The sequence below is a fragment of the Clostridium transplantifaecale genome, from assembly GCF_900626075.1.
GTDB lineage: Bacteria > Bacillota > Clostridia > Lachnospirales > Lachnospiraceae > Otoolea > Otoolea transplantifaecalis.
Map to the genome: position 1 here is coordinate 156,949 of NZ_UYZY01000004.1, position 26,772 is coordinate 183,720.

Below are 26,772 nucleotides of genomic sequence, written 5' to 3' on the forward strand. Positions count from 1 at the left end.
CCAAAAGAAGCAGCACTAAATCTTAACATATACTATGGCATTTTCTCATGTGGCGTGGTATAACTATTAAGGCAGAAATAATCTTATCCGGAAGTAAAGGAGGGGTAATTTGGGACAGGAAATTCTATGTTCGGCAGTTGAAAAACTGCGGGAAGAATTTATGACATTAGACTGGACATACCACAATTTTTTGGTTGGAAGTTGTGAGGAAAGAATGTTCTGTTGGCCCGGAGTGCCAGAGGACGAAATTATGATTGTTGTTCATCAAAGCGGCGGGCGGCAGGAGCTATTTCACCGACATGATTATTTTTATTTTAATTACACGTATCAAGGGGAATATGATTCTACCAGTTTCAAATATGATAACCATATTACCATTCACGAAGGAGAGTTATATGCTGGACAGCCATTTGCCGGTCATGCGCTTTGTGTCCATGATGACAAGGAAACGACAATAATAGGCGTACTAATACAGAAAGAAACTTTCTTCCGGGCCTTTTTACCAATGCTTTCCGCCAATACAAAACTTTTCCGTTTTTTACTTGACCCGGCTACCAATCAATTTTCCGACGAGTTTATCCACTTTAAGATTGAGGACGATTGCAATATACGGGCGTTGCTTGAAATGATGGTGGTAGAATATGCAAATAGACAGGAGGATACGCAAACGGTATTGAAGTCTCTCGTATTGGCATTTCTCATACAAATTGCGCGTCAATATGTCCATGCAAATAAGGAACCATCAAGCGAAGGTCTTTCAGAAAAAATTGTCCAATATATAGGTGAACATTTTGATACCGTGACGCTTAAAGATATTGCAAAGCATTTTTCTTATCACCCGAACTATGTTTCAACCTTGTTGCACCGGGAAATTGGAAAATCATTTTCGGAAATCCTGCTGGAACAGCGTATGGAAAGATCGGTGATACTCCTAAAAGGCACAGGTTTACCAATCGAAGAAATCGCTTTAATGATAGGTTACAGTAATAGCAGTAACTTCTATAAAGCCTTTCGGGAATACTATCATGTTTCACCAAGAGAATATGTAAGAAAAAATGAATTATACAATGGAAATGGGTGATGTGCTATGCCAAAAGAGCGAGAAAAAGAGAGCTTTATCAGTTTGGGAAGCGATATTAAGGCGGCCCGGCAAGCTCTGAATCCGAAGATATGCAAGCAGACCGTGGAACGATACTTTTCCCGGAGCGAACCGCTATGAAATACCGTCGCTGTACGGTTTATAGAAATCAATTTGTGGTGCCCGACTGTGTGTAAAAGTCCAGTAAGAAGATATTATCAATAAAAATAGTAAATATTCGGTGGCTATAGAATACTTCTTCCGGCCGGAAAGGCCTATGAAATCAGAATTTCTGCTATGTTAAGTAAATAAGGCGTATATAGGAGCATAGATTTAAAAGGAGAAAGGTATGGCAGCATTATTTAAGGATAGATTTAATTATGAATCACTACATAAACTCGCTGTAGAAATTCATTCGGTTTATAAAGAGTTTGCAATAGATGATTTTTTGAAATCCACTTTGGATGAAACGTGGGATTGTTTAGAATTTAAACAGCGGGTTATGCAAATCGGTGTGAATTTAGGAAAATACCTGCCGGCAGATTATAAAACAGCGATTCATATGATTGATCAGGTAATAATGAATTATAATACCTGCCTGGACGGTTTTGTCATTTTTTTTCCGGCTTTTGTTGAGCTTTTTGGGCGGGATAAAGAGAATTGGGATGTCTCCATGGCTGCTTTAGAAAGGTATACTCCTTACGCAACTGCCGAATTTGCGGTAAGATCATTTATAATTGACGATGAAAAACGTATGATGGAGCAGATGGCTGCCTGGGCAAAGCATGATAATGAGCATATCCGCCGGCTTGCCAGTGAAGGCTGCCGCCCCAGACTGCCATGGGGACAAGCCTTGGCCAGCTTCCAAAAAGACCCATCTCCAGTTCTGAGTATTTTAGAGCAGCTAAAGGCCGACCCATCGCCATATGTTCGTAAAAGCGTAGCCAACAACCTGAACGATATTTCCAAAACACATCCCGATTTAGTGGTGAAAATAGCTAAAAGCTGGTATGGCAAAGACAAGAATACAGACTGGATTGTAAAGCATGGGTGCAGGACACTTCTAAAAAAGGGCAACTCGGATGTGCTTGGTCTTTTTGGATTTGTAGATGCTGAGTGTTTAAAAGTAGATGACTTCTTACTGGGATCTACATCTGTACTTATTGGGGAGAATTTGACATTTTCTTTTAAGATAGAAGCTCCAAAAGAAACAAAGGTACGGCTGGAATACGGTATTGATTATATGAAAGCAAACGGCAGGCGGAACCGTAAAATATTCCAAATATCCGAGATCACTTTTAAGGAAAACGGTAAGAAAGTTTACACAAAATCTCATTCTTTTGCAGATGTAAGTACAAGGAAACATTACCCCGGCATCCATTCAATAACACTGATTGTGAACGGATGTGAGCGGAGCACGCTGAATTTTGAGGTATTGGCTGCTAAATAGGCTGTTCTTTATAGTGGCAGGCAGTGTTTCGATGGGATTGACATTCCTGCTGCACATGGAGACAGCCCCGGTATGAGATGCATACTTCTCACGCCGGGGCGGGGCCTGCCGATGAAACCATTTGCCGCCTTATGATGCCCTATTTAGTGCTCCAATTCAACAAAGTCCCGGCAAGCGTCTTTTTAGCTTTTTCTGAACATTGAATATTCCTTTTTCTTAAATAACCCTCTCAGCAGAACCACCCATCCCCAGGAGACAGACAAAGCCGGAAGACAGGAAATCAAAACGGCTCTCCAGGGTGGAACATTGGTGAAGCAGAGAGGTCCAAAACAGAGAATAAAAACAATAAGCATCATGGAAAAAAGAATAATTTTCTCTTTTCTTGTATTAGGCGGTGTGGTAAAAATGCGTTTCAGGTCGATTTCCACATATGTCACGGATGTTTTCATAGAATCTCCTCCCAGGATACTCAGAACAGTTCCCCCACAGCCTCCTCGGCGATGGCCAGGATTTCTCCGCTGTGGATAAACTCTTTCAAATAGCAGATATAAGGATGGAAAAACATATCCTTGTCTAAAGCCGGTATATGCAGGGACATCTCTTTCAGAAGAGCTTTTGCCGCTTTTCCCGGTTTAACTCCTTCCTCAATAAACTGATGAGCCGCAAAGACCGATAAAAGTTCATAGGCGAGAACGGATTCCAGCTTCTCGGCTACGGTTACGGCTTTTTTGGCCGCATTATATCCCATGGATACATAGTCTTCCTGGTTGCCGCAGGTGGGGATACTGTCGACGGTTGCGGGGGCGGACAGGATTTTCATATCATTCAGGATTGCGGCCTGGGAATACTGGGGAACCATCATTCCGCAGTTGAGTCCCGGCTGCTTTACCAGAAACCATGGGTAGCCGGACATATTGCCGTCTATCATGTGGGTGTTCCTGCGCTCGGACATCTTGGCGAGCATGGTGGCGGCGATGCAGCTCGAATCCATGGCAAGTCCCACATAAGAAGCGTCACAGTTGCAGCTTGAAATAATATCGGGCTCGCTGATATCGGGCCATACAAAGGGATTGTCGCTGCAGGAATTCAGTTCAACCTCCAATGTCATTTTTGCGTCGTCCAGCGTTTTTTTAGCCGCCCCGTGAAGCTGGGGAATGCCGCGCAGCGACAGCGGATCCTGCAGGTGATGTCCCTGGGCGGAGGCGCTGAATGGAGAGCCGGAGAGGAGCCGGCGTACATTCGCGGCTGTTTCGGCCTGATGGCGGTGAGGTCTGACTTTTGAAACACGTTCATCGAAGGCGGGTAACTGGCCTCTGGAAACCTCCAGAGTCATGGAGCCGATAATATCAGCTGCTTTTGATGCTTTTAGCATGTCATACAGAGCCAGGGTAGCCAGAGCGGTGGGGGATGACGTCCCTGAAATCAGGGACAGCCCCTCTTTGGATTCCAGGCTAATCGGCTTCAGGCCGGCCAGTTTGAGCGCTTCGGAGGCATCCATCAGTTGGCCGCGATAATACATTTTGCCAGCTCCGTACAAGGTTCTGGCCAGGTGGGCTTCCGTACAGAGATAGCCGACGGAACCCTCCCTGGGAGCCCAGGGAGCCAGCCCCCGGTTCAAAAATTCACGGTACATTTCAAGCACTTCAAGACGTACCCCGCTGTAACCGCTGCCCAGGTTCTGAAGCACCGCGACCATGACGGCGCGTGACTGTTCGACGGTATAAGGTTCCCCTATGGAGGTTGCGGAAGCCTCGATGACATTTTTCTGGAGCAGGGACGTCTCTTCCGGTGAGATGAGTTTGTCGCACAGGATACCAAAACCGGTGGTAATGCCGTACATGACCCGTTTTTCCCGCGTCCATTTTTCAACCAGCTCTCTGGCGGCTTTTACTCTGGCTTTATATGTTTCTGAGAATTCAACGGTGGCATTGAACCTTGCAATGGCAACCAGTTCTTCTATCGTTATTACGCCTCCGAGTGTTACAGACTTAATTCTGTTAGCAGTATTCATAGATGTGTTTCCTCCAATATTACAAATAATCTAGCTGTCTATTCCGGCACCCATGTGGATACCGGTATCCGGTTCATTGGTTGTTTCCGTCTGTTCTCCGCTGTCCGCGTCCTCAATGTCCTTCTGAGTGTTTTTGTCGAAAAAGAATACCTTAATCGTAGAAAATATCTGAAGAATAAACACCCCCAGGACGGCAAAGGCTCCGCAGGCGGATAAGTATTTCACCCCGTTAATTCCCTGTTCTCCGCCGCCGAAGGCTACCATGATAGCGGCTATCAGGCCGATGGTAACGCCCCAGAGGACTTTCTGCCAGAGGGCGGGTTCCTCATCATGTCTGGCTCCCTTGGTGCAGACGGCTGCGATTGTGGTGGACATGGTGTCGGCTGTGGTGGCAAATGCGGCTATCAGGGTTATCATAACCACCGGGATAATGATAAATCCCAGGGGGACGGCTTTTAAAAATTCCCAGAGACCGGCCATTGCGCCATTGGCCTGGATTGCGGCCACCAGATCGACTTTCCCCGACATCTGCCAGTCAAGAGCAGTACCGCCCCACACGGCAAACCATACGCCGCCGAAGACGGAAGGGAGAATCCAGTTGATGACGAGGAATTGACGGACCGTCCTGCCGTAGGCGATCATGGCAAAGAAGATTCCCATCAGAGGGGCATACGCGATCCACATGGCCCAGGCGTACATCGTCCACCACATAACGAGGGGCTTTCCTCCTGCCAGATAGGGATCAAATCCCCAGGTCCAGAAGTGATCCATCCATTCGCCAATCCCCACATTGGCGAGGTTCATTATGTAGAGCGTGGGGCCGATGATGAAAAGAACAAACAGCAGGATATAAAAAATTTTTGAGGTAAGGCCTGCCAGCCATTTGATTCCCTTATCCAGGCCGGATACGGAAGCGATGGTAAAGGTAACGGTGATGACTGCGGCTAAAAGGAACCACAAAACCGGTCCCTGCGGGATTCCGTAAACGGCATGGAGGCCGCTGCCAATCAATGCAAGCCCGGCTCCCAGTGAGGCGGCGAGGCCGAGTCCGATGGAGAGCACGGAAAGCGTATCCACCAGCCCTCTGAAGAATCCCTTTGTTACGGCTTCGCCAAACAGGGGAATCAGGGAAGCCGAGACGGACAGCTCCTTCTGGCGGTTAAAATACATGTAAGCGATGATTAAACCCGATAAAGCGTACATCGCATAAGGGATAAACGTCCAGTGGTAAAAGACTCTTCCCATGGAAAAGAACGCCGCTTTGTCGGTAAACGGTTCAATGCCCATTCCGCTCAGTTCGCCCCATACATCCCCGTAATAAACAAGGACTTCATTTACCCCGTATGTGATAAGGCCGGTGGCGATTCCTCCCGTCAGCGTCATTGCAAACCAGCTCCCGAAGGAGTATTTGGCCTTAGCATTCGGGCCGCCGAAACGGATTCTTCCATACTTTGAAAATGTCAGTATGGCGATGAGAAATAAGGTGGTTATTGCAACTGCCTGATAGAGCCAGGCGAAGTTGTCAAGCGACCAGGTAAAGATACCCTGGGCAATCGAGGTAAGCCACTCATTGTTAATCATTCCGATTACGGCCGAGCCGCACAGAATGATAAAACAGGGGATAAAAACACCAAGGTTCACGGCTTTTTTTGGTTCCTTCGACTTATTCATAGTGCTGTTGTACAAAACGCTCCCGTTCTGTACCCTCCTTTCTGTAAAAACATGTGTTTTGCTGTACACATTATATTAAAGCAAGAAGCGTGCCAGATTTTTGACTATCTGTTTTTGGCAAAATGCAGTGTCAAAGGCGGCAAAAAAAGCCGGATATGGTTCAAAACGCGTAGATTGCGGCTGAAAAAGCATCTCAAAATATAAAAAAGCCTGTGTGGATGCAATGTAGAATTGCATTAACGCATTTAAATATTGCACTTATTTGACTTCGCTGACCAAGTATGTTACTTTAATTGTACAGAATGTAATAAACGGAGAGGTGTTTTCATTCTTTTGTGCATGGAAATTCCTGGTTGTACCAGCGTAAAACAGCGTTACTTTTTATTTTAATCGATATGCAGGAAATAGAGTAGCAGATTTTTGAGTTTCAGGAAAAAGTTTCAGGAAAAAGTTTCAGGAAAAAGCTTCAGGTAAAAACAGGGAAAGGAGAGTTAGAGTTCACAGCAAAGGCATACTGCACAAAACAGTCACACGGGAGAACGGAGACGTGAACAATAACAAAGGGGATATGAATGGAATAGCAGATATTATACTCGGGACGGATGGAAACGGAAACATAGTTAAGATTGTCTGGGAATGCCGGAGACTGGAGAACGTTTATTCTGAGAAGTGGAACAGTTTTACAGGCCAGAAGCTTACCTCTATATTTCGGGGGAAGACGGATGCGGAGAAGGGAGAACTTTACTGGGAAAAAGAGAAGTTTCTGTACCTGCGCCTCAGATGCACCAGAGACCGGGAGATTTATCTTTTGAAAAGGGCGGGCAGCAAGGCGTATCTATACGAGGAGGCTTTGAACTGTATCCATGAGGGAGTTCAGATTTACGATGAGAATGGGGACGTTGTATTCCTGAATTCCTGCAGCCGCAAAATATCTTCGATTCCTGCGGACGAGGAGGTGGAAGGGCAGAACCTGTTTGATCTGTATAATTATTCCAGGGAGATCAGCACGGTTATGACTTCGTTGAAGCTTAAGGCCCCTGTCATTAACAGAATATGGTCATTCCAGACGGCAACGGGGAAAAATATCCGTACGGCGAATTCGGCATACCCTGTTTTTAAAGATGGGGAACTGATCGGCAGCGTTGCATTTGAGCAGGATGTTAATATAGCGGGACGGTATATTTCAGAGATGGAATCAATACGCAAGTCTCTGGAAGAGATCGAGGCCTCCGGCGACTGCTCCGGGAACTTTTCCGGTTATTCCTTTAACCACATTATCGGAAAGGGAGAAAAGCTGCAGAGTGCGGTCAGGCTGGCTAAAAAAGTGGCTCCCAGGGAATGTACGGTGCTCCTGAACGGCGAGACGGGAACCGGAAAGGAGATTTTTGCCCAGAGCATCCACCGGGAGAGTTCTCGCAGGAAAAAGAAATTTTTGCCGATTAACTGCGCAGCCATACCCGACACTTTAATTGAAAGTCTGCTCTTTGGAACCAAGAAGGGGAGTTTTACCGGCAGTGTGGAACAGGCCGGCTACTTTGAGGAGGCGAACGGCGGAACACTGTTTCTGGATGAACTCAATTCCATGAGCATGGCGATGCAGTCCAAACTTCTGCGGGTTATCCAGGAAGGAACATTCCGCAGAGTGGGAGGGACTAAGGATATTCCTTTCAATGTGCGGATTATTTCCTCCTGCAATGAAAATCCATATACCCTGCTGGAGAAGAATTTACTGCGCAAGGATCTTTTTTACCGTCTGTCCACAATCACGATCAATCTCCCTCCGCTCAGGGAACATCCGGAAGATATCGAAGAGCTGATTTATTATTATATCGGACAGAATTCATTTACCTATGCAAAAGCGATCCGCCATATCAGTCCCGAGGTGGTGGAGCGGCTCATTTCCTACAACTGGCCGGGAAACGTGAGGGAGCTGTTTCACGTTCTGGACTATGTACTGAATGTGATCGATGATGATACAATCCGCCCGGAGCACCTGCCGGACTTCCTTTTTACCGAGAAGGGAGTGGAAGAGAAAGCTTTACCCGCAATGCAGCAGGAATATGCACACCAGACGCTCCAGGAAACCATGGATGAATTTGAGGGGGAGGTGCTCCGGCTGGCGCTGAAAGAGTATAATTATAATATTACACAGACTGCCCAGGCACTTGGAATTCATCGGCAGGGGCTGCAGTATAGGATTAAAAAATATGGCATTATAATCTAGGGTGAATTAATAAAAAAGGACTGCCGTCAGCAGATTCACTATCTGCGCGGCAGTCTTTCTATGTCTGTTATAATTTAACTCTTTTTCTCGCTCTTATCTTTCTTAAACCGGGCGAAGAATCCCTTTTTCTTTGGAATCGGCGGGATACCACCGCGGACGCTCTTGACATCCGTTATGTACAGGCCGCTGATTACAACCTTGGCTTCTGTCTTGACAGGGAGCTGTAAAAATGCCTTGTCATCTGCAATAAGTGTTAAGACCTTCGGTCCGACTTTTGCCTTGACAATCGGGAGCTTGGCTCTTTTCATATACCAGGGAGTCTGATCGATTACCGTCTTGGGAAGACCGGACTCTTTAACTTTCAGCTTCTTCTTATCAATAACGAGAATCGAAACCGTCTGTTTTGCAGCTTCCATCATGGTCTGCTGCTCTGCCTGACGCTTTTCCATCTTCCTGCCGAAGTAATAAAGTACTGCCAGAGCGATGACTGCAATGACCAGGATGATGAGCACTACGTTCAGAATTGTCTGCATAAAAATACCTCCGTAAATTATAGCGGTGGGATATGGCGGGAATAAAAAGCGACAGGAAAACAGCCCCTTTCCGTTGAAAACCACAGCCTGTCCTTAAACACCATAAAAAATAACCGCACTTATCGCTATTATAGCATCAGAAGGTGGAATTGGCAAGGAAAATAAGACCGGCTCAACTTATCCTTAATGCCCGCCAGCAGTATTACGTGAGATGTTTTCGTGGGTCTTTTGTACGAAATCCTGAATTACACATCCCTGTTAGCCACAAGCTGGCTCATTGCGGAACGCAGTATAATGCTCTCCATATTTTTATCTTTATACGTTGTTTTCTCCGGGCAGAGGGGCTCGCGGACGGCGCAGAGCCGCTGTTCCAGCTCTTTAAAATGAGTATACAGCGTCTCCCCGTGTTTGGCCTGATGGAAAGAGACTAAAAGCTCATCGAGCTGCACGGTGAAGTAATCGAACAGTGTTTCATTGACCTTTTTAATCATATTGCAGGTGGACTCGATGGAGACCACGCGTTTCGCCCCGATTGTCATCACATTTTCCCGCAGACAGCCCCGGTATTTTTCCGACCACAGCACAGCGTCCAGAATCCGGTCCACCCCGATGACATATTCCGCTTCGGACAGATAGTGTATCAGAATTTCCTCTGAAAGTGATGCATAGGGAACCGGGATATAGTGATACTGGTTCAGCCCCATTTCACAGCAGCGTCCGATCAGGGAATCAATATAGGGCTGCCGGTTATTAAAGACATAAATATCCGATCCGGCCGGTATGGAGGTGATTTGCAGATAAAACTGGGCGGAAGGCTGCATATCCAGTAAAATCACCTTCTCCGGACTGATGTGGCGCAGGATATGGGGCATTTGTGATTGGTTGCATACGTAGAGAACCCCGTCCATCCTTGCCGCCAGTTCGCCGGAGTGGAAGGAATCCGAATCTCCCAGACAGATGCCCACCTGATAGCCCTCGCGTTCCAGTGCCGCCTGGATTTCCGAGCAGCCGCAGTAGAGGCAGCTTAGCCGTATCTGAGGGTATTTTTCCTGAAAAGCGCGGCGTCCCGGCAGAAATACAGGAAGAGCCAGAAATGAATCCACTGCCGTTTTGAGCACCTGACGCTTCTGTTCCTTCAATTGATTCATCTGAAGCAGAATATGATACGCTACAGCGGCCTGAGGCCGGACCGTGATTACATCCAGATTGACTGCCCCCTGAGTTATGGACTGGTAGAATATATGAAAATTCTCGATATGCTGGATATCCACGGCTGGAATAAGCGGCGCTGCATCCCCCACGGAGGCCATATGTTCTGCCTGAACATTGCCGGAGGCATGGGGCTGGGAGGAAATGAGTGCTATCCCGATGTGTTTCAGCCATTCGGCGGTTTTGCCGATGATGTGCCTGTGGTGGACGGTTACATTACGCTGCCCGATGTGCCGGGAATTGGTTTTGAGCTGAAAAGCAATCTATATGAAGTGATGAGAGGGGTCTGCTGAGACATCTCAGAAGGAACGGGGGGAGCTGCATCAGCAGCGCCCCCGTCCTTAGTCAGTATGAAATTAGCAGTATGAGAGTTTTAAAGGTTGATTGCTCCTGTTTCCTCTTCAATAAGCTGAATCAGGGTACCATCCTTGACAAGCGAGTAAATGTATTCAATATCCGGATAAAAGAACCGGTCATTTTCGGCAAAAGCCACTTTTTCACGGATAAAATCATGAATTTTTGCAGTTGCTTTGCCCTGTTTCAATGGTTTCAGGAGGTCGATGGCCTGCAGGGAAACCATGATGTCGATTGCAATAATATATTGGAGCTTCCGTACCGCCTCACCGGCTCTTTTTGCGGCGTTATACGCCATGGAGACGGGATCTTCCTGCCCGGCGCAGGTAGGAATAGAGTCGATGGAAGCCGGGATAGCCAGCAGCTTGATTTCATTCTGCAGCCCGGCAGCCGTATACTGAGGAATCATGAAACCATTGTTCAGGCCCGGGTTGGCAACGAGAAAAGCGGGAAGACCGTCATTTAAGTTGCGGTTTACCATACGGTCTATACTTCTCTCGGCCTGGTTTCCGGCGATTGCAGCGGCCATTCCAATCATGTCTGCGTGGGAACCGACAAAGGAACCGTCGAAATTACCGCACATCAGGGCCTCACCCCTTCCGTCTTCCGTATCAAAGATTTCCGGATTGTCGCTGACGGAATGCATCTCCTCTAAAATCACTTCATATGCCTCCTTGACAAGCCGGTAAGCGGCGCCGTGGATATGAGGCATGCCTCTCATCACATAGGCATCCTGAACTTTGGAGTCTCTGTGTGTTTCACTGATTTCACTGCCTTCCAGTAAACGCAGCAGGTTTGCTGCCGAGGCTCTCTGTTCATCATGCTCCTTGTTGTTGTGAATTCTCACATCCAGGGCCTTTGTCGTCCCGCGGAGCGCCTCAAAACAGAGCGCGCCTGCTATCTCCAGGTTTTTCATCGAAATGATGGAGTCGTAGGATGCCAGCAGGGCAAGGGCTGTAACCGTGATGGTGCCGTTTAACATGGACAGTCCCTCTTTACACTGAAGCTCAATGGGGGCCAGCCCCTTTGCGGCCATTGCCTGGAGCACCGGGATTTTTTCTCCGTTCTCAAGGACATGCCCTTCTCCGATATAGGCCATGGCAAGATGCGCCTCCACTCCGAGATACCCTACGCTTCCTTCGCCGGGGGCAAAGGGAACCAGGTCATTGTTGAGAAAATCGCGGATCAGTTCGAGCGTTTCAAGACGGATGCCGGAATGGCCGTGGCCCAGGTTGATAATTGTCATAAACATGACGGCTCTGGCCTGTTCTTCGGTAAGCGGAGTCCCAACGGCACAGGAGTGGGAGCGGACGATGTTTTTCTGGAGAGTTCGGGCATCCTCCGGCTTGATTGTATACCTGACATTTTCTCCGAAGCCGGTGGTAACGCCGTAGATAATGCGTCCCTCCTCCAAAAATCGGTCAATCAGGCGGCGGTTGGCTCTGATTTTTTCACAGAACTCTTCCGAAAAAGCAACCTTTGCATGGAAACGGACAACGGCCATAAAGTCGTCCAGTCCCAGTCTTTTGCAGTCAGTCAGCGTGATTTCCTTTAATGTTGATGGATTGTTCAGTTCAATTTTCATAATTCAGTCTCCTTTATTAATTTATTTGTATATAGTGCGGAGCATATTTCCGACAATCGGATACAGCGCCGCAGCTTTTTCTGGATTTTCGCACAGTCTGCATATTTGTAATTTCTGCCTCCCGTTCTGCTATTTCCTTTACTTTTCTGAAGCGGCTGTTCCGGTTTTTCCCGGCCGGTATGTAAATAATGAAACAATGACAAAAATAATCACGGAGAAAAAGCAGCTCATGATATCGGACGGCACGCCGAAAACGGAAAAGCCGTTCATTCCCAGAACTACAAACAGCAGACCGCCTGCCAGACCCGCAAACGCGCCTTCTTTTGTAGCCTTTTTCCACAGGAGGCCGCCTACGACCGGGGCGAATACGCCGGCTGTATAAATAGTGTAGGAAAGCAGCAGGAGGTTCAGGATATTTGGCAGCATCAGGGCGACAAATACTGAAATCAGGCCGATAATCAGGGTCCAGAGACGGGACATTTTAAGCAGTTTTGCATCGTCGGTTGCTTCTCCCTTCAGGATAAATCGGAGGTAAACATCGCCGATTACATGGGATGTGGCGGCCGTCAGAATGGAGTCGGCGGTAGAGAGGATAGCCGCTATAACGGCTGCCAGCGTAATTCCGCCCAGAGCCGGAGGAAGTATGGTGGAAATAATCTGCGGAACCACCAGGGAAGGATTCTCAAGCTCCGGGAACAAGGCTTTGCCTGCGATGCCCAGAAGAACCGGAAAAAAGGTGAGGATGCCCACAATCACACATGCCATGATCCCGGCTTTTTTGGCCGTTTTTGTATCTTTAGCGGCAAATAATCTCTGGTAAACGTCCTGTCCGATCAGGGTATAGATGAACATCGGAAGGATGAGGTAGAGAATATAGGAGGGTTCAACGCCCTGTGTCATCGTGAAATAATTTGTTGTTGTCTGTGCATTCACCGCATCCACCAGACCTCCCCAGCCGCCCAGATGACGAATGGTGAAAAAAGTTGCGGCAATAATTCCCGCTCCGGCTACGATAATCTGGATAAAGTCTGTGATCGTGACGGCCCACAGTCCTCCGACTACGGTGTAGCCGATAAAAAATGCGGCGGCGATGAGCCCTCCCACAACCGGGCTTCCGATGCCGATGGAAGAAAGAATACTTCCGGCAGAGTTTACCTGTCCGGCCAGAATTCCAACCAGGGCCAGGAGCGACAGCATTGCGCAGAGAAAACGGAGCAATGGGCTGCCATACCTCGTCTCCAGAATTTCAGCAACCGTGTAAAGCTGCATTCCTTCCATTTTCTTAAGTACCAGGCATACGGCCAGGATGCCGACGGCGCCGGCCAGTCCGTTGTACCATGCAATCATTCCCGAAGAATAGGCCTCGGCTCCCAGGCCGACCACATATCCGCCTCCGAAGTAGGTCGCGGCCAGGGTAAATGCTGCCAGGAAAACGCCCAGCCGCCGTCCGGCGAGCAGGAAGTCCTCGGTGGAAGAATTGAATTTGTTTGCCCACACGCTGACACCAAACATGATTACCAGATACGAGATTAGAATTACCGTTAACATGAAAGATTCCTCCTTTGAATTTATACCTGATTAATAAGCAAGAGGCGTGCCAGAATTTTCGGAATGATGGGAAAATATAAAAAAACTTTACAATTATAAAATACAAGGCTGACGAAGCCATACCTGGAAGAACAGACTTCGATGGAAAAGATAGGAAAGAAAGCAGCGGAAGGATTTTGCAAAATATTGTGGTGTGCATAATATGCGATTTCCTGACTGCCGGAAAATTTATATTTAATAAGGAAAAAAGACATTCCAAAATGGGAAACGGATAATTTAAACGGTTTAACTGGGGCTGAACAAGAAGCAGTCAGGATAAATAGGAGATAAACAGAAATAAAGATTAAAAAACGGGAAATTTACATTATGGTAAGAAAAAGCGTGAGGCGCTTTCCGCATATAAGAGGCAAAAACTACATCTTGTTTTCTAAAAACTGCAAAAAATATTTGCATATGCAAATATTTTTTGCAGTTGAGATGGACAAAACATGGCAATTATGCTAAGTTAAGACCAAAGAACAGGCGGAGGTGGAGACATGGCAGATTTATATGATATCAGTCTTCTTACGGACTCGGAATGCAGATTGCTCAGAATCCGTTGGGGGAACGGAGAGCTTGAAAAGAAATATAACTCGTTTTGGAGTAAATATATGGGGTGTCCGCTGGAGACCCTTACCGAGTTTTCATGGAACAGGGAAGAGGAAAGTGTTACCTGGCACAATGAACTTTTCCGGTATCAGACGGAGGAACTGGAAGAGGGCAGGCGTCTCTTTCTGCTGAAGAGGGGATTGGGAAGGCGTCTGCTCTATGAGAAAGTGTTTGATACACTGGACGAGAGCATTCAGATTTATGATGAACACGGCAATATTCTTTATTTTAACAGTGTGGCAAGAGAGATTATTGAAAATGAAGGGGCGGTGGAAGGAAAACATCTTTTGGATGTATTCGACGTGGAGGCCGACGACAGCACGACCCTGGAGGCCCTTCGTATGGAGGCGCCTGTGAGATACAGATTCAAGCATTATTATTCCAGAAAGGGAACGGAACTGTTTACAGTAAACTCTGCGTTCCCGGTAAAAATGGGTGGAAAGACGATTGCGGCTCTGGCCCTGGAAGAAAATATTTCAGTTATTTACCGCAAGGCGGAACAGCTTGAAAAGCTTCAGAATGCGGTGAAGGAGAAGGTCTCCGAGTCCTCCGATTACCGCCGGGACACCGGATACAGCTTTGACAACATGATAGGCCATCATCCCGGAATTAAGAAGCTGAGGGAACTGGCAAAAAAAGTGGCATATCAGAATAATAATGTCCTGATTGTAGGCGAGACGGGAACAGGGAAAGAGATTATAGCACAGAGCATCCACCGGACAAGCGCCAGAAAAAAAGCGCCGTTTGTAGCCCTCAATTGTGCGGCTATACCGGAAGGCCTGATTGAAAGTATTTTATTTGGGACGGCAAAAGGCTCATTTACCGGAAGCGCCGATAAAAAAGGCCTATTGGAAGAAGCAGATAAGGGAACGCTGTTTTTGGATGAACTAAATTCTATGAGCCTCAGCATGCAGGCTAAGGTACTGCGCGCCCTCCAGGAAGGAACGTACAGACGGGTGGGCGGAAGCAGAGAGTACAGAACAGATGTGAGGGTAATCTCAAGCTGCAATGAGAATCCGTTTCTGCTGATGGAGCAGCAGAAGCTTCGTTCCGACCTATTTTACCGTCTAGCAACCATTATTCTGGAAATACCGCCTCTGCGTGAGCGGCCGGAGGATATAGAAGAACTGATTCTGTACCATATTGCCCAGATTAAAGGGGAGTATGCCTTTCCGTTCAACGAGATAGAACCGGCTGTGCTCTGGCAGTTACAGCAGTATTCCTGGCCGGGCAATGTCCGGGAACTGTTCCATGCGGTGGATTACGCGATGAACGTGGCCGCGGACCGTGTATTCCGCCTGGAATATCTTCCGGCCTATTGCTTCAGGAAAACAGAGACGGGCGCGGATCGGGGAACGGGAGAAACGGCGCGGACAGGAGAGGAAACTCCGGGGAGCGGGCGGCCCGGGAAACTGGCCGGAGGCACGCTGCAGGAACAGATGGAAGACTATGAGTCGGAAATCATCACGGAGACGCTGCGCCATTACTGCGGGAACGTCACCCAGGCGGCGAAAAAACTGGGACTTAAACGTCAGAGCCTGCAATACCGGATACGGAAATATGGGATTATAAATTAAAGTAAGGAAGGAGCGCAGGAACAGGAAAGTGGGGAAAATGAGAAAGGTTCACGACAGAGTTTGAAGGAGGAATGATACGGTCGGGTAAGCGAAATATCGACAGGTCAGAAAAAATTTACATAGACATTTTAAAGCATCCAGCCCCCTGATTTTCCACAAAACCCGTCCGGTCTCGACAATACCTTTTCCCCATGAAAAAGAGGACAACCAGCCGGATTGCATGGAAGGACGGTCCCGAGAGAACATAGTGGAGGGGGGAGAATGCCAAGGATGATTATGCAGGGAACCTTGAAGTCCGTCTGCACTTGACGAGGTATTCTACGAGTCTAGTGCAGCTACGCACTTCACCGAGCGCAAGCGTTTCCCGTAATAATCATCCTTGGCATTCTCCCCAGCGATCCCCCTGCCCAAGGACCGCCCCTCCATGCCAATCCAGCGTCCGGCTTTTTCATATCTCCACCCGCATAAATATAGGAAATTTGGGCAAAAATTTCCTTGACACACTAATTATTTCATGATAAGATGAAAAATGCACTATTGTGGTAAGCTAGGCTCATAAGGCCGAAGTATGCCCAAAATTAAACCATAGAAAGAAAACAGGGGTGAAACGTCGAATGGAGAAAAGCAGGATGCGTCCGGTGAAAGCCGGTAAAGGTGTAAGAATGACCTTCTCAAGACAAAAAGAAGTTCTGGAAATGCCGAACTTGATTGAGATTCAGAAAAACTCTTATCAGTGGTTCCTCGATGAGGGCCTTCGTGAAGTGTTTGCTGACATCTCCCCGATTGCAGACTTTGCCGGGCACTTGAGTTTGGACTTTGTAGATTTTACACTGTGTAAAAATGACATCAAATATACGATCGAAGAGTGTAAGGAACGTGATGCAACTTATGCTGCTCCTTTAAAAGTAAAGGTTAGACTTTGCAATAAGGATAAAGACGAGATTAATGAACATGAGATTTTCATGGGCGATCTGCCGCTTATGACCGACACCGGTTCCTTTGTAATCAATGGCGCTGAGCGTGTTATCGTAAGCCAGTTAGTACGTTCCCCTGGTATATATTACGGTATTGCACATGATAAGGTTGGTACGGAGCTTTACAGCTGTACGGTTATCCCGAACCGTGGAGCATGGCTTGAGTATGAGACGGATTCCAACGATATCTTCTATGTCCGCGTGGACAGAACAAGAAAAGTTCCGGTAACCGTCCTGATCCGTGCCCTGGGTTATGGAACCAATGCAGAGATCACAGAACTGTTCGGCGAGGAGCTGAAGCTGGAGAGGAGCTTTGAGAAAGACCCATCCAGCAATTATCAGGATGGCCTTCTGGAATTATATAAGAAGATCCGTCCAGGCGAGCCTCTTTCCGTCGACAGTGCAGAGAGCTTATTGAACAGCATGTTCTTCGACCCCAGAAGATATGACCTTGCGAAGGTAGGCCGTTATAAATTCAACAAGAAACTTCATTTTAAAAACCGTATTTCCGGCCAGACACTGGGTGAAGATGTCGTAGACATGTCAACCGGTGAAATTCTTGCGGAAAAAGGTACTGTAGTTGATAAACAGCTTGCAACCGACATCCAGAACGCAGCCATCCCTTACGTTTGGATTCAGGGCGAGAGAAAGAACCACAAAGTTCTTTCCAATATGATGGTCGACCTTGCTTCCTACGTGGATTTCGATCCGGAAGAGGTTGGCGTTACAGAGTTAGTATTCTACCCAATCCTCGAAGGTATTCTGGCAGAAGCTGGATCCCAGGAAGAATTAAAAGAACTGATCAAGAGAGATATCCACGATCTGATTCCAAAGCATATTACGAAAGAAGACATTATTGCTTCTATCAATTATAATATGCACCTGGAAGGCGGCATCGGTAACGCGGATGATATCGACCATCTGGGCAACAGACGTATCCGTGCCGTAGGCGAACTCTTACAGAACCAGTACCGTATTGGTCTCTCCAGAATGGAGCGTGTGGTTCGCGAGAGAATGACCACACAGGATATGGAAGGTGTTTCCGCACAGTCCTTAATTAATATCAAGCCGGTAACTGCGGCAGTGAAGGAGTTCTTCGGAAGTTCCCAGCTGTCCCAGTTCATGGATCAGAATAACCCGCTGGCTGAGCTGACACATAAGAGACGTCTTTCCGCATTGGGACCTGGCGGTCTTTCCAGAGACCGTGCCGGATTCGAGGTACGAGATGTTCACTATACACATTACGGCCGTATGTGCCCTATCGAGACTCCCGAGGGTCCGAACATCGGTCTTATCAACTCCCTTGCAACTTACGCAAGAGTAAACCAGTACGGATTTGTAGAGGCGCCTTACCGTGTCGTTGACAAGACAGATCCGCACAACCCTGTCGTAACAGAAGAAGTTGTATATCTGACGGCAGATGAAGAGGATAACTTCGTTGTAGCACAGGCGAATGAGCCGTTAGACGAAGAAGGCCACTTCATTCATAATAACGTATCGGGACGTTTCCGCGAGGAGACATCTGAATTCCAGAAGAAGAGAATCGACCTGATGGACGTTTCTCCTAAGATGGTGTTCTCTGTTGCTACGTCCATGATTCCTTTCCTGGAGAATGACGATGCCAACCGTGCGCTGATGGGTTCCAACATGCAGCGTCAGGCCGTTCCGCTTCTGAAGACAGAGGCAGCAGTCGTTGGTACGGGTATCGAAGGAAAAGCGGCGGTTGACTCCGGTGTCTGCATGGTTGCCAGAAATGCAGGCGTGGTTGAGCGTTCCGCATCTAACGAGATTATTATCAAGAGAGATTCCGATGGAAACAGAGATGTTTACCATCTTACAAAATTCAAGAGAAGCAACCAGAGTAACTGTTACAACCAGAAACCGATTGTCTACAAGGGCGATCATATCGAGGTTGGAGAAGTTATCGCAGACGGCCCGTCCACAGACAACGGCGAGATCGCTCTGGGCAAGAACCCGTTAATCGGATTCATGACCTGGGAAGGTTACAACTACGAGGATGCTGTTCTTTTAAGCGAGAGACTGGTGCAGGAGGATGTCTACACTTCCGTCCATATTGAAGAATATGAGGCAGAAGCCCGTGACACCAAGCTGGGACCGGAGGAGATCACAAGAGACGTTCCCGGTGTCGGCGAGGATGCATTAAAAGATCTGGACGAGAGAGGTATCATCCGTATCGGCGCCGAGGTCCGTGCAGGAGATATCCTGGTGGGCAAGGTTACTCCAAAGGGAGAGACAGAACTTACCGCTGAAGAGAGATTGCTGCGTGCCATCTTTGGTGAGAAGGCCAGAGAAGTGCGTGACACTTCCTTAAAGGTACCTCACGGCGCTTACGGTATTATCGTAGATGCCAAGGTATTTACAAGAGAGAACGGCGACGAGCTTTCACCAGGCGTGAATGAGACAGTCCGCATCTACATCGCACAGAAACGTAAGATTTCCGTAGGTGATAAGATGGCCGGCCGTCACGGTAACAAGGGTGTTGTTTCCCGTGTGCTCCCTGTAGAGGATATGCCGTTCCTTCCGAACGGACGTCCGCTTGATATCGTTCTTAACCCTCTGGGCGTGCCTTCACGTATGAATATCGGACAGGTTCTGGAAATCCATTTAAGCCTTGCTGCAAGAGCTCTTGGATTCAACGTGTCCACACCGATTTTCGACGGCGCTAACGAGATTGATATTCAGGATACCCTGGAACTGGCCAACGACTATGTTAACAGTTCCTGGGAAGAATTTGAAGAGAAATACAAAGATAAGGCTGATCCGAAGCTGATGGAATACCTGGGAAGCCATTTGGAGCACAGAGCGCTCTGGAAAGGCGTGCCTCTGGGACGCGACGGTAAAGTGCGTCTGCGCGACGGCCGTACAGGAGAATATTTCGACAGCCCTGTAACAATCGGACACATGCATTACCTCAAGCTCCACCATCTGGTAGACGATAAGATTCATGCACGTTCTACCGGACCATACTCCCTCGTTACACAGCAGCCTCTGGGCGGTAAAGCTCAGTTCGGCGGCCAGCGTTTCGGAGAGATGGAGGTTTGGGCTCTCGAGGCGTACGGTGCATCCTACACACTGCAGGAGATCCTGACAGTGAAGTCAGATGACGTTGTAGGCCGTGTTAAGACTTATGAGGCAATCATCAAGGGTGAGAATATCCCTGAGCCTGGTATCCCCGAGTCCTTTAAGGTACTTCTTAAAGAGCTTCAGTCCCTGGGCCTGGATGTCAGAGTGCTCAAAGAGGACGGTTCCGAAGTGGAGCTGGCCGAAACAATCGACTATGGCGATACAGATATCCGTTCTATCCTTGAAAGTGACAGCAAACATTACTCCCAGAATGAGTCTCTCGGAACCCTTGGTTACCAGGAGCAGGAATTTAAGGACGGAGAATTAGCGGCTGTAGAAACTACAGATGACAGCGACGACTTTGCAGAAATTCAGGATGATTTAGACGACGTTCAGGACGACGAAGATGATTCTGATGATGAAGAATAAATAGGAGGGAGTACTGTTCATGCCAGAGACAAACGAAGCTTATCAGCCATTGACATTTGATGCAATCAAGATTGGTTTGGCATCCCCTGAGAAGATCCTTGAGTGGTCCCACGGTGAAGTAAAGAAGCCGGAGACCATCAACTACAGGACATTAAAGCCGGAAAAAGACGGTCTGTTCTGCGAGAAGATTTTCGGACCCAGCAAAGACTGGGAATGCCATTGTGGTAAATATAAAAAAATCAGATATAAAGGTGTAATCTGTGACCGATGCGGCGTAGAAGTAACAAAAGCCAGTGTCCGCAGGGAGCGCGTGGGCCATATCGCCCTCGCGGCGCCTGTTTCCCATATCTGGTATTTCAAGGGAATCCCGAGCCGTATGGGTCTGATTCTCGATATATCTCCAAGAACACTGGAGAAAGTTCTGTACTTCGCTTCCTACGTTGTACTGGATCCGGGCAAGACCAGCCTGCAGTACAAACAGGTATTATCCGAGAAGGAATACCGCGACGAGCTTGAGAAGTACGGCTACGGCAATTTCCGTGTGGGAATGGGAGCCGAGGCGATCCAGGAACTTTTACAGGCTATTGACCTTGAGAAGGATTCCGAAGACTTAAGAAAACAGTTAAAGGATGCCACAGGCCAGAAGCGCGCCCGTATCATCAAGAGACTGGAAGTAGTTGAAGCATTCAGAAACTCCGGCAACAAACCGGAGTGGATGATTATGACCGTGGTTCCGGTAATTCCGCCGGATATCCGTCCTATGGTACAGCTGGACGGCGGCCGTTTTGCAACATCTGACTTAAACGACTTATATAGAAGAATTATCAACCGTAACAACCGTCTTGCACGCCTTCTGGAACTGGGCGCTCCCGACATCATTGTCAGGAACGAGAAACGTATGCTCCAGGAAGCAGTCGACGCACTCATCGACAACGGCAGACGTGGCAGACCTGTTACAGGTCCCGGAAACAGAGCCCTTAAATCCCTCTCCGATATGTTAAAGGGTAAACAGGGCCGTTTCCGCCAGAACCTTCTGGGCAAACGAGTTGACTATTCAGGACGTTCCGTTATCGTTGTTGGACCGGAACTGAAGATTTACCAGTGCGGCCTTCCGAAAGAGATGGCGATCGAGCTGTTCAAGCCGTTCGTTATGAAGGAACTCGTTTCCAACGGTACGGCGCACAACATTAAAAATGCGAAAAAGATGGTAGAGCGTCTCCAGCCTGAAGTCTGGGATGTACTGGAAGACGTTATCAAGGAGCATCCGGTTATGTTAAACCGTGCCCCTACACTGCACAGACTTGGTATTCAGGCTTTCGAGCCGATTCTGGTAGAAGGTAAGGCAATCAAGCTCCATCCGCTTGTTTGTACCGCTTTCAACGCCGATTTCGACGGTGACCAGATGGCCGTTCATCTGCCGTTGTCCGTAGAGGCTCAGGCAGAGTGCCGTTTCCTCCTGCTGTCTCCTAATAACCTGTTAAAACCGTCGGATGGCGGACCTGTAGCCGTTCCTTCACAGGATATGGTCCTTGGTATCTACTACCTGACACAGGAAAGGCCGGGAGCAAAAGGCGAAGGCATGGCCTTCAAGAGCGTAAATGAGGCGATTCTGGCTTATGAGAACGGCGAGGTTACACTTCACTCCAAGGTCAAAGTGAGAGTGCAGAAGAGAATGCCGGACGGCACTGTTAAGACAGGTATCATTGAGTCTACCGTAGGCCGTTTCATTTTCAATGAGATTATTCCTCAGGATCTCGGTTTTGTGGACAGAAACATCGAAGAAAATGAGTTAAAGCTGGAAGTGGATTTCCACGTAGGTAAGAAACAGTTAAAACAGATTCTTGAAAAAGTTATCAATATCCACGGTGCAACACAGACAGCCGTGACACTTGACGATATCAAGGCAATTGGTTACAAGTACTCCACAAGAGCCGCCATGACCGTATCCATTTCCGATATGACCGTGCCGGAGAGCAAAAAGCAGCTTATTGAAGATGCCCAGGCTACCGTTGACCAGATTGCCAAGAACTTCCGCCGTGGTCTTATCACAGAGGAAGAGCGTTACAAAGAAGTTATCGAGACATGGAAGGCTACCGATGATCAGCTGACCCACGACCTGTTAACCGGACTTGATAAGTACAACAACATCTACATGATGGCCGATTCCGGAGCCCGTGGTTCTGATAAACAGATTAAACAGCTGGCAGGTATGCGTGGACTTATGGCCGATACAACAGGCCATACCATCGAACTTCCTATCAAGTCCAACTTCCGTGAGGGTCTTGACGTACTGGAGTATTTCATCTCTGCTCATGGAGCGCGTAAAGGTCTGTCCGATACGGCGCTGCGTACGGCCGACTCGGGTTATCTGACAAGACGTCTTGTTGACGTTTCACAGGATCTGATCGTACGTGAAGAGGACTGTTGTGAAGGAAAAGAAATCCCATTCATGGAGATTAAAGGCTTCATGGACGGTCAGGAGACGATTGAGGCGCTCGAAGAGCGTATCACAGGCCGTTTCATTGCAGAGACAATCACAGATCCCGATACGGGAGAAATCATTGTCAAAGCAAACCATATGTGTACTCCGAAGCGTGCGGCAGCCGTTATGGCGGCACTCAAAAAACAGGGAAGGGACAGCATTAAGATCCGTACCGTCCTGACCTGTAAATCCCATATCGGTGTATGCGCGAAGTGCTACGGCGCGAACATGGCGACGGGACAGCCGGTTCAGGTAGGTGAGGCAGTCGGTATTATTGCCGCTCAGTCCATCGGTGAGCCTGGTACACAGCTGACCATGCGTACGTTCCATACGGGCGGTGTTGCCGGTGGCGATATTACACAGGGTCTTCCCCGTGTCGAGGAGCTTTTCGAGGCACGTAAGCCGAAAGGACTTGCAATTATTGCTGAATTTGCAGGTATTGCAACAATTAAAGATACAAAGAAGAAACGTGAGATCATCATTACAGATAATGAAACAGGAAATTCCAAGGCGTATCTGATTCCGTACGGTTCCAGAATCAAGATTCAGGACGGCGCTTACCTTGAGGCCGGCGATGAGCTGACAGAAGGTAGTGTAAACCCGCATGATATTCTGAAGATTAAAGGCGTCCGCGCCGTTCAGGATTACATGATCCAGGAGGTTCAGCGAGTTTACCGTCTGCAGGGTGTAGAAATCAATGATAAGCATATCGAGATGATTGTGCGCCAGATGCTGAAGAAGATTAAGGTCGAGGAGAGCGGAGATGCGGATGTACTTCCGGGAACCTCTATGGACGTTCTGGATTACAACGATATGAACGAGGCTCTGATCGCGGAAGGTAAAGAACCGGCAATCGGCCGTCAGGTTATGCTCGGTATCACAAAAGCCTCCCTGGCTACAGATTCCTTCCTGTCAGCCGCTTCCTTCCAGGAGACGACAAAGGTTCTGACAGAAGCAGCCATCAACGGTAAAGTCGATAAGCTGATCGGCCTGAAAGAGAACGTTATCATCGGTAAGCTGATTCCTGCAGGAACAGGTATGAAGAGATACCGCTCCATCAAGCTGAATACAGATGTGGAAGAAGAGGATGAGATTATGCTGGCCGACGACGAAATCGACCTGGATATTCTTGACGAAGCAGACAGAATTGTTCTGAATGAGGATGATTTAAGCGAAGAATAAAAAAACGGCAGGCCGGATGTTAAGTCCGGTCTGCCGTTTTTTGTACTACGATTTTAGGCTCTTTTCTGCAAAATTAACCTGGCTCTTTACCACCGCCTCTAATCTTCAGGGTCTTCATATTTTTCATCCAGTTTTTTCCTCTGCTTTTTGGTCAATGTTCCGACCAAAGTAAGGACTGCAAAGGCAAAACAAAATATAAATATCATAAATATGCCGGAAGACAGGAGTATATCCGAAAACGGCAATACTTTGCCGGAGGCTGACAGACGGATATACTGCAGTATCGTAAAAATAACGGAAGCAATTATTGCCGAACCTGCCGACCAGAGCAGATAAGCCCTGATTCCAGGCTTCATGTGGGTAAAGTCCTCCCATTCGCCCCTGCGTATATCGGAAATAATTAAATAAGCTCCGCCAATCAGCAGGATTGAAAATTCGGGTCCATAATAGGCAAACGGCAGATTCAGTAACCAGGACTGGATGATCAGAGATACGAGCAGCAGTATGTAAAAGATCCAGCATGTTATTTTTCTAGACTGAAGCATCTCCAGTGTCTGTCTTTCATCCATGTTATTCTTAAATAATTTCATTTATCTTCCTCCTCCCAGAATAATTCGTCCAATGTTTTGTGTAGTGTCCGGCAGATACTGATGCATAAATTCAATGAGGGGTTGAATTTACCCGCCTCTATCATACCGATTGTCTGTCTGGTGACGCCTGTCTTTTCCGCCAGCTGTTCCTGGGACAGATCACATTCTATGCGGGCGATTTTCATTTTTTTGTTTTTCATGTGAGCCTCCTTTATATTGCACATTATAATATATATATTGCTATATGTCAAATATATATTGCATTTGCGTAATATTACAACTGACGCAGGTAAATAGCAGGTAAATAGCATACAACTGACGCATTAAAAACGACGATTACAACTGATTTAAATTGTACTTTGACACGGAAGGTTTGACACCGGAGACGTGTGAGATTAGAATAAAAAGAGACAGAATAATAGGCGGATAAAGCATTACGTTGTGTACTGAAAGAGAGGATGGGAGGAAGGGAGCATGGACGCACGAGAATTAAGATATGTAGTAGAACATCGTTTTTTGCCGGATGAACTGTTCCGGGATCCGGCACAGATAATCGGCACATTGTCACATAAAAAGGAAGAACTTATCTGGAAGCTGTATGATATTCTTTCCAACGCGGAAAAGATAGAAAATCCGTATAAAAAAGAAGATTTTTCCGTCCGGCTTTACAGGCTGGAGGAGCCGTGGTTTATGGCACAGATTATAATGCCTGAGCCTGGTTCGGAGCCTCTTTGCAGCAGAGTGTACATTGTGTTCGGGGAAGAATTTAAAAATGTTTATTATTTCACCGTCGAGAAGGGAGGCGCGCTCCAAAAAGACGGTAAGGACGAATGGTTTTTATGCAGATGGACGGACAAAAAGGAGCATGAAAATTACGGAAGAATTTCCCGAGGTGAGAAAGAAGAGATCGAAAGGATCGTGGAACTGATTAATAAAGAGGGCGAGGCATGACAGAGAAAGGGACGGGCGGCTGCGCCTTTAATAAAAACCTGCAGATCGGATAGTGAAACCGGATCTGCAGGTTTTTCTGTGCATGACCTGCCCGTAGGAATTCATTCTGGCCGGATTCCCCCTCATGACACCCCCAAAACAGGGACCAAAGACTCATTTATCAATTCCTTATCTCACCGTCTCATGCATCTCCAATGGTTTAACATGAATATTGCTCCTGTATTCCGTCTCGGCCCAGTTGATTGTCTCCGCAATATACGCCTCCGGATTCAGTGTCACGCCATCCAGCATAAAGTCTTTGAACTTCTGATAGCCGGCTCTGTCAATCAGATGGCCGCCGTGAAGGTAGACGGGTTTGCCGCCCAGAACCCACTCGGAGAATTTCGGCCAGTTGCTCATGATAGCCAGAACGCTTTCTTCCGTCAGCCAGTTTGCAAACATTTTTCCCATTCGGGGATACTGTTTACCGGTTCTTCCGCCGATGACGATCTTATAAAAGTCTTTATCGGGACGCCTCCACGCTCCGGCGGGACAGGCAATGACGCATTCTCCGCAGCCAACGCAGCAGCAGGGATCTTTATCGACCTTTCCTTTATCGTTCAGTGAGAGAACCCGGGTTGCGGCTCCCTTACACTTGTCGACGCAGGCCCCGCAGCCGATGCACCGGTCGATATCGTAAACCGGCTTCGTGCAGCCGATGATTCCAAAATCCTGAAAATGGCCTTTGGCGCAGTCATTGGGACATCCCGCTATGGAAACTTTGATATGGTACGGATTGGGATAGATTAGTTTTTCAATCTTATGCGCCATTTCCTGCGTATTTACATTACCCTTAATACAGTGGATGCCTCCGATACAGGCCATGATATTTCTCGGCCCGATGAAGGGATAGCCATTCGACGTATCCATTTCCACATCGCACATATCACACTCAATTGCATCCAGATAAGGACGTATATATTCATTCACCGTCGGAATGTTTTCCGCTTTGATGCCGGGAACATTTAAGGTCTGACGCATTCCCAGATGGAAAGAGCCGTTGCCCCAGGTATTGCATACGTGACTGACAAGATCCAGCCATTTTGCATCAATCACCGCTCCCGGCACACGAAGCTGCAGCATAAACTCGCCCGCAATCTTGGACTGACGGAAACAATTATTTCTCAATTTACCTATATTGATATCGCTCACC

The 26,772-nt window shown here is 47.7% G+C and carries 18 protein-coding genes; 8 read left to right on the forward strand and 10 right to left on the reverse strand.

Annotation, left to right across the window (positions count from 1 at the left end; all coding sequences use genetic code 11):
• The first annotated feature begins 109 nt into the window (after positions 1-109).
• Positions 110-1,081, forward strand: coding sequence for a helix-turn-helix transcriptional regulator (locus EJL91_RS15720; protein WP_125142919.1), 972 nt, complete (start codon positions 110-112; stop codon positions 1,079-1,081).
• Between the two features lie 346 nt (positions 1,082-1,427).
• Positions 1,428-2,528, forward strand: coding sequence for a DNA alkylation repair protein (locus EJL91_RS15725; protein WP_125142920.1), 1,101 nt, complete (start codon positions 1,428-1,430; stop codon positions 2,526-2,528).
• 182 nt (positions 2,529-2,710) lie between these two features.
• Here the strand turns inward: EJL91_RS15725 and EJL91_RS15730 are convergent, their stop codons facing one another.
• The 3 genes from EJL91_RS15730 to EJL91_RS15740 are packed head-to-tail and all read right to left on the reverse strand — an operon-like array spanning position 2,711 to position 6,225.
• Positions 2,711-2,977 carry a hypothetical protein gene (locus EJL91_RS15730; RefSeq protein ID WP_125142921.1) on the reverse strand — a complete coding sequence of 89 codons (267 nt, stop codon included), beginning with the start codon at positions 2,975-2,977 and terminating at the stop codon, positions 2,711-2,713.
• A 20-nt stretch (positions 2,978-2,997) separates the two neighbouring features.
• Positions 2,998-4,539: an HAL/PAL/TAL family ammonia-lyase gene (locus EJL91_RS15735; protein WP_125142922.1), complete on the reverse strand. Its 1,542-nt coding sequence runs from the start codon at positions 4,537-4,539 to the stop codon at positions 2,998-3,000.
• A gap of 30 nt (positions 4,540-4,569) precedes the next feature.
• Positions 4,570-6,225, reverse strand: coding sequence for a BCCT family transporter (locus EJL91_RS15740; protein ID WP_341467018.1), 1,656 nt, complete (start codon positions 6,223-6,225; stop codon positions 4,570-4,572).
• Between the two features lie 532 nt (positions 6,226-6,757).
• Here EJL91_RS15740 and EJL91_RS15745 point away from each other — a divergent pair.
• A complete protein-coding gene (locus tag EJL91_RS15745; RefSeq protein WP_243125395.1) occupies positions 6,758-8,434 on the forward strand; it encodes a sigma-54 interaction domain-containing protein in 1,677 nt (558 codons plus the stop codon).
• A 74-nt stretch (positions 8,435-8,508) separates the two neighbouring features.
• Here EJL91_RS15745 and EJL91_RS15750 read toward each other — a convergent pair whose 3' ends face one another.
• On the reverse strand, positions 8,509-8,967 hold the full coding sequence (locus EJL91_RS15750; RefSeq protein WP_125142923.1) for a hypothetical protein: 459 nt from the start codon (positions 8,965-8,967) through the stop codon (positions 8,509-8,511).
• A 245-nt stretch (positions 8,968-9,212) separates the two neighbouring features.
• Positions 9,213-10,106, reverse strand: a complete 894-nt coding sequence (locus EJL91_RS15755) for a hypothetical protein (RefSeq protein WP_125142924.1) — start codon at positions 10,104-10,106, stop codon at positions 9,213-9,215.
• A gap of 21 nt (positions 10,107-10,127) precedes the next feature.
• On the opposite strand from EJL91_RS15755, the gene EJL91_RS15760 reads away from it, so the two are divergent.
• Complete coding sequence (locus EJL91_RS15760) at positions 10,128-10,469, forward strand: enolase-like domain-containing protein (protein ID WP_125142925.1); 342 nt, start codon at positions 10,128-10,130, stop codon at positions 10,467-10,469.
• An 80-nt stretch (positions 10,470-10,549) separates the two neighbouring features.
• On the opposite strand, the gene EJL91_RS15765 is transcribed toward EJL91_RS15760, so the two are convergent.
• On the reverse strand, positions 10,550-12,115 hold the full coding sequence (locus EJL91_RS15765; protein ID WP_125142926.1) for an HAL/PAL/TAL family ammonia-lyase: 1,566 nt from the start codon (positions 12,113-12,115) through the stop codon (positions 10,550-10,552).
• Positions 12,116-12,253: 138 nt separating this feature from the next.
• The gene (locus EJL91_RS15770; RefSeq protein ID WP_125142927.1) at positions 12,254-13,663 is read right to left on the reverse strand and encodes a sodium:solute symporter family protein; all 1,410 of its coding nucleotides are present in this window, start codon (positions 13,661-13,663) and stop codon (positions 12,254-12,256) included.
• Between the two features lie 536 nt (positions 13,664-14,199).
• Here EJL91_RS15770 and EJL91_RS15775 point away from each other — a divergent pair.
• From EJL91_RS15775 to rpoC, 3 genes are all read left to right on the forward strand, one after another.
• Positions 14,200-15,888, forward strand: a complete 1,689-nt coding sequence (locus tag EJL91_RS15775; protein ID WP_125142928.1) for a sigma-54 interaction domain-containing protein — start codon at positions 14,200-14,202, stop codon at positions 15,886-15,888.
• A 614-nt stretch (positions 15,889-16,502) separates the two neighbouring features.
• Entirely contained in the window at positions 16,503-20,375 is a 3,873-nt protein-coding gene (gene rpoB, locus EJL91_RS15780) for a DNA-directed RNA polymerase subunit beta (RefSeq protein WP_243125397.1), read from the forward strand.
• A gap of 19 nt (positions 20,376-20,394) precedes the next feature.
• Positions 20,395-24,039: a DNA-directed RNA polymerase subunit beta' gene (rpoC, locus tag EJL91_RS15785; RefSeq protein WP_125142929.1), complete on the forward strand. Its 3,645-nt coding sequence runs from the start codon at positions 20,395-20,397 to the stop codon at positions 24,037-24,039.
• A 98-nt stretch (positions 24,040-24,137) separates the two neighbouring features.
• Here the strand turns inward: rpoC and EJL91_RS15790 are convergent, their stop codons facing one another.
• Both EJL91_RS15790 and EJL91_RS15795 read right to left on the reverse strand, forming a co-directional pair.
• Positions 24,138-24,629: a DUF6773 family protein gene (locus tag EJL91_RS15790; RefSeq protein ID WP_125142930.1), complete on the reverse strand. Its 492-nt coding sequence runs from the start codon at positions 24,627-24,629 to the stop codon at positions 24,138-24,140.
• A complete protein-coding gene (locus EJL91_RS15795) occupies positions 24,626-24,829 on the reverse strand; it encodes a helix-turn-helix transcriptional regulator (protein ID WP_125142931.1) in 204 nt (67 codons plus the stop codon). Before EJL91_RS15795 ends, EJL91_RS15790 begins: the two co-directional genes overlap by 4 nt.
• A gap of 274 nt (positions 24,830-25,103) precedes the next feature.
• Between EJL91_RS15795 and EJL91_RS15800 the strand changes: the two genes are divergently transcribed.
• Positions 25,104-25,580 (forward strand): hypothetical protein, encoded by a 477-nt coding sequence (locus EJL91_RS15800; protein WP_125142932.1) that lies wholly within the window; start codon positions 25,104-25,106, stop codon positions 25,578-25,580.
• Between the two features lie 168 nt (positions 25,581-25,748).
• Here EJL91_RS15800 and asrC read toward each other — a convergent pair whose 3' ends face one another.
• Complete coding sequence (gene asrC / locus EJL91_RS15805; protein ID WP_125142933.1) at positions 25,749-26,771, reverse strand: sulfite reductase subunit C; 1,023 nt, start codon at positions 26,769-26,771, stop codon at positions 25,749-25,751.
• Position 26,772 lies beyond the last annotated feature (1 nt).

What these genes read in the sequence shown, in the direction of transcription:
- EJL91_RS15775 (WP_125142928.1), top strand. Translation starts at nt 14,200, where the DNA reads ATGGCAGATTTATATGATATCAGTCTTCTTACGGACTCGGAATGCAGA.
- EJL91_RS15795 (WP_125142931.1), bottom strand. Translation starts at nt 24,829, where the DNA reads ATGAAAAACAAAAAAATGAAAATCGCCCGCATAGAATGTGATCTGTCC.
- EJL91_RS15790 (WP_125142930.1), bottom strand. Translation starts at nt 24,629, where the DNA reads ATGAAATTATTTAAGAATAACATGGATGAAAGACAGACACTGGAGATG.
- EJL91_RS15735 (WP_125142922.1), bottom strand. Translation starts at nt 4,539, where the DNA reads ATGAATACTGCTAACAGAATTAAGTCTGTAACACTCGGAGGCGTAATA.
- EJL91_RS15725 (WP_125142920.1), top strand. Translation starts at nt 1,428, where the DNA reads ATGGCAGCATTATTTAAGGATAGATTTAATTATGAATCACTACATAAA.
- EJL91_RS15800 (WP_125142932.1), top strand. Translation starts at nt 25,104, where the DNA reads ATGGACGCACGAGAATTAAGATATGTAGTAGAACATCGTTTTTTGCCG.
- EJL91_RS15730 (WP_125142921.1), bottom strand. Translation starts at nt 2,977, where the DNA reads ATGAAAACATCCGTGACATATGTGGAAATCGACCTGAAACGCATTTTT.
- EJL91_RS15770 (WP_125142927.1), bottom strand. Translation starts at nt 13,663, where the DNA reads ATGTTAACGGTAATTCTAATCTCGTATCTGGTAATCATGTTTGGTGTC.
- EJL91_RS15765 (WP_125142926.1), bottom strand. Translation starts at nt 12,115, where the DNA reads ATGAAAATTGAACTGAACAATCCATCAACATTAAAGGAAATCACGCTG.
- rpoB (WP_243125397.1), top strand. Translation starts at nt 16,503, where the DNA reads ATGGAGAAAAGCAGGATGCGTCCGGTGAAAGCCGGTAAAGGTGTAAGA.
- EJL91_RS15750 (WP_125142923.1), bottom strand. Translation starts at nt 8,967, where the DNA reads ATGCAGACAATTCTGAACGTAGTGCTCATCATCCTGGTCATTGCAGTC.
- rpoC (WP_125142929.1), top strand. Translation starts at nt 20,395, where the DNA reads ATGCCAGAGACAAACGAAGCTTATCAGCCATTGACATTTGATGCAATC.
- EJL91_RS15760 (WP_125142925.1), top strand. Translation starts at nt 10,128, where the DNA reads ATGATACGCTACAGCGGCCTGAGGCCGGACCGTGATTACATCCAGATT.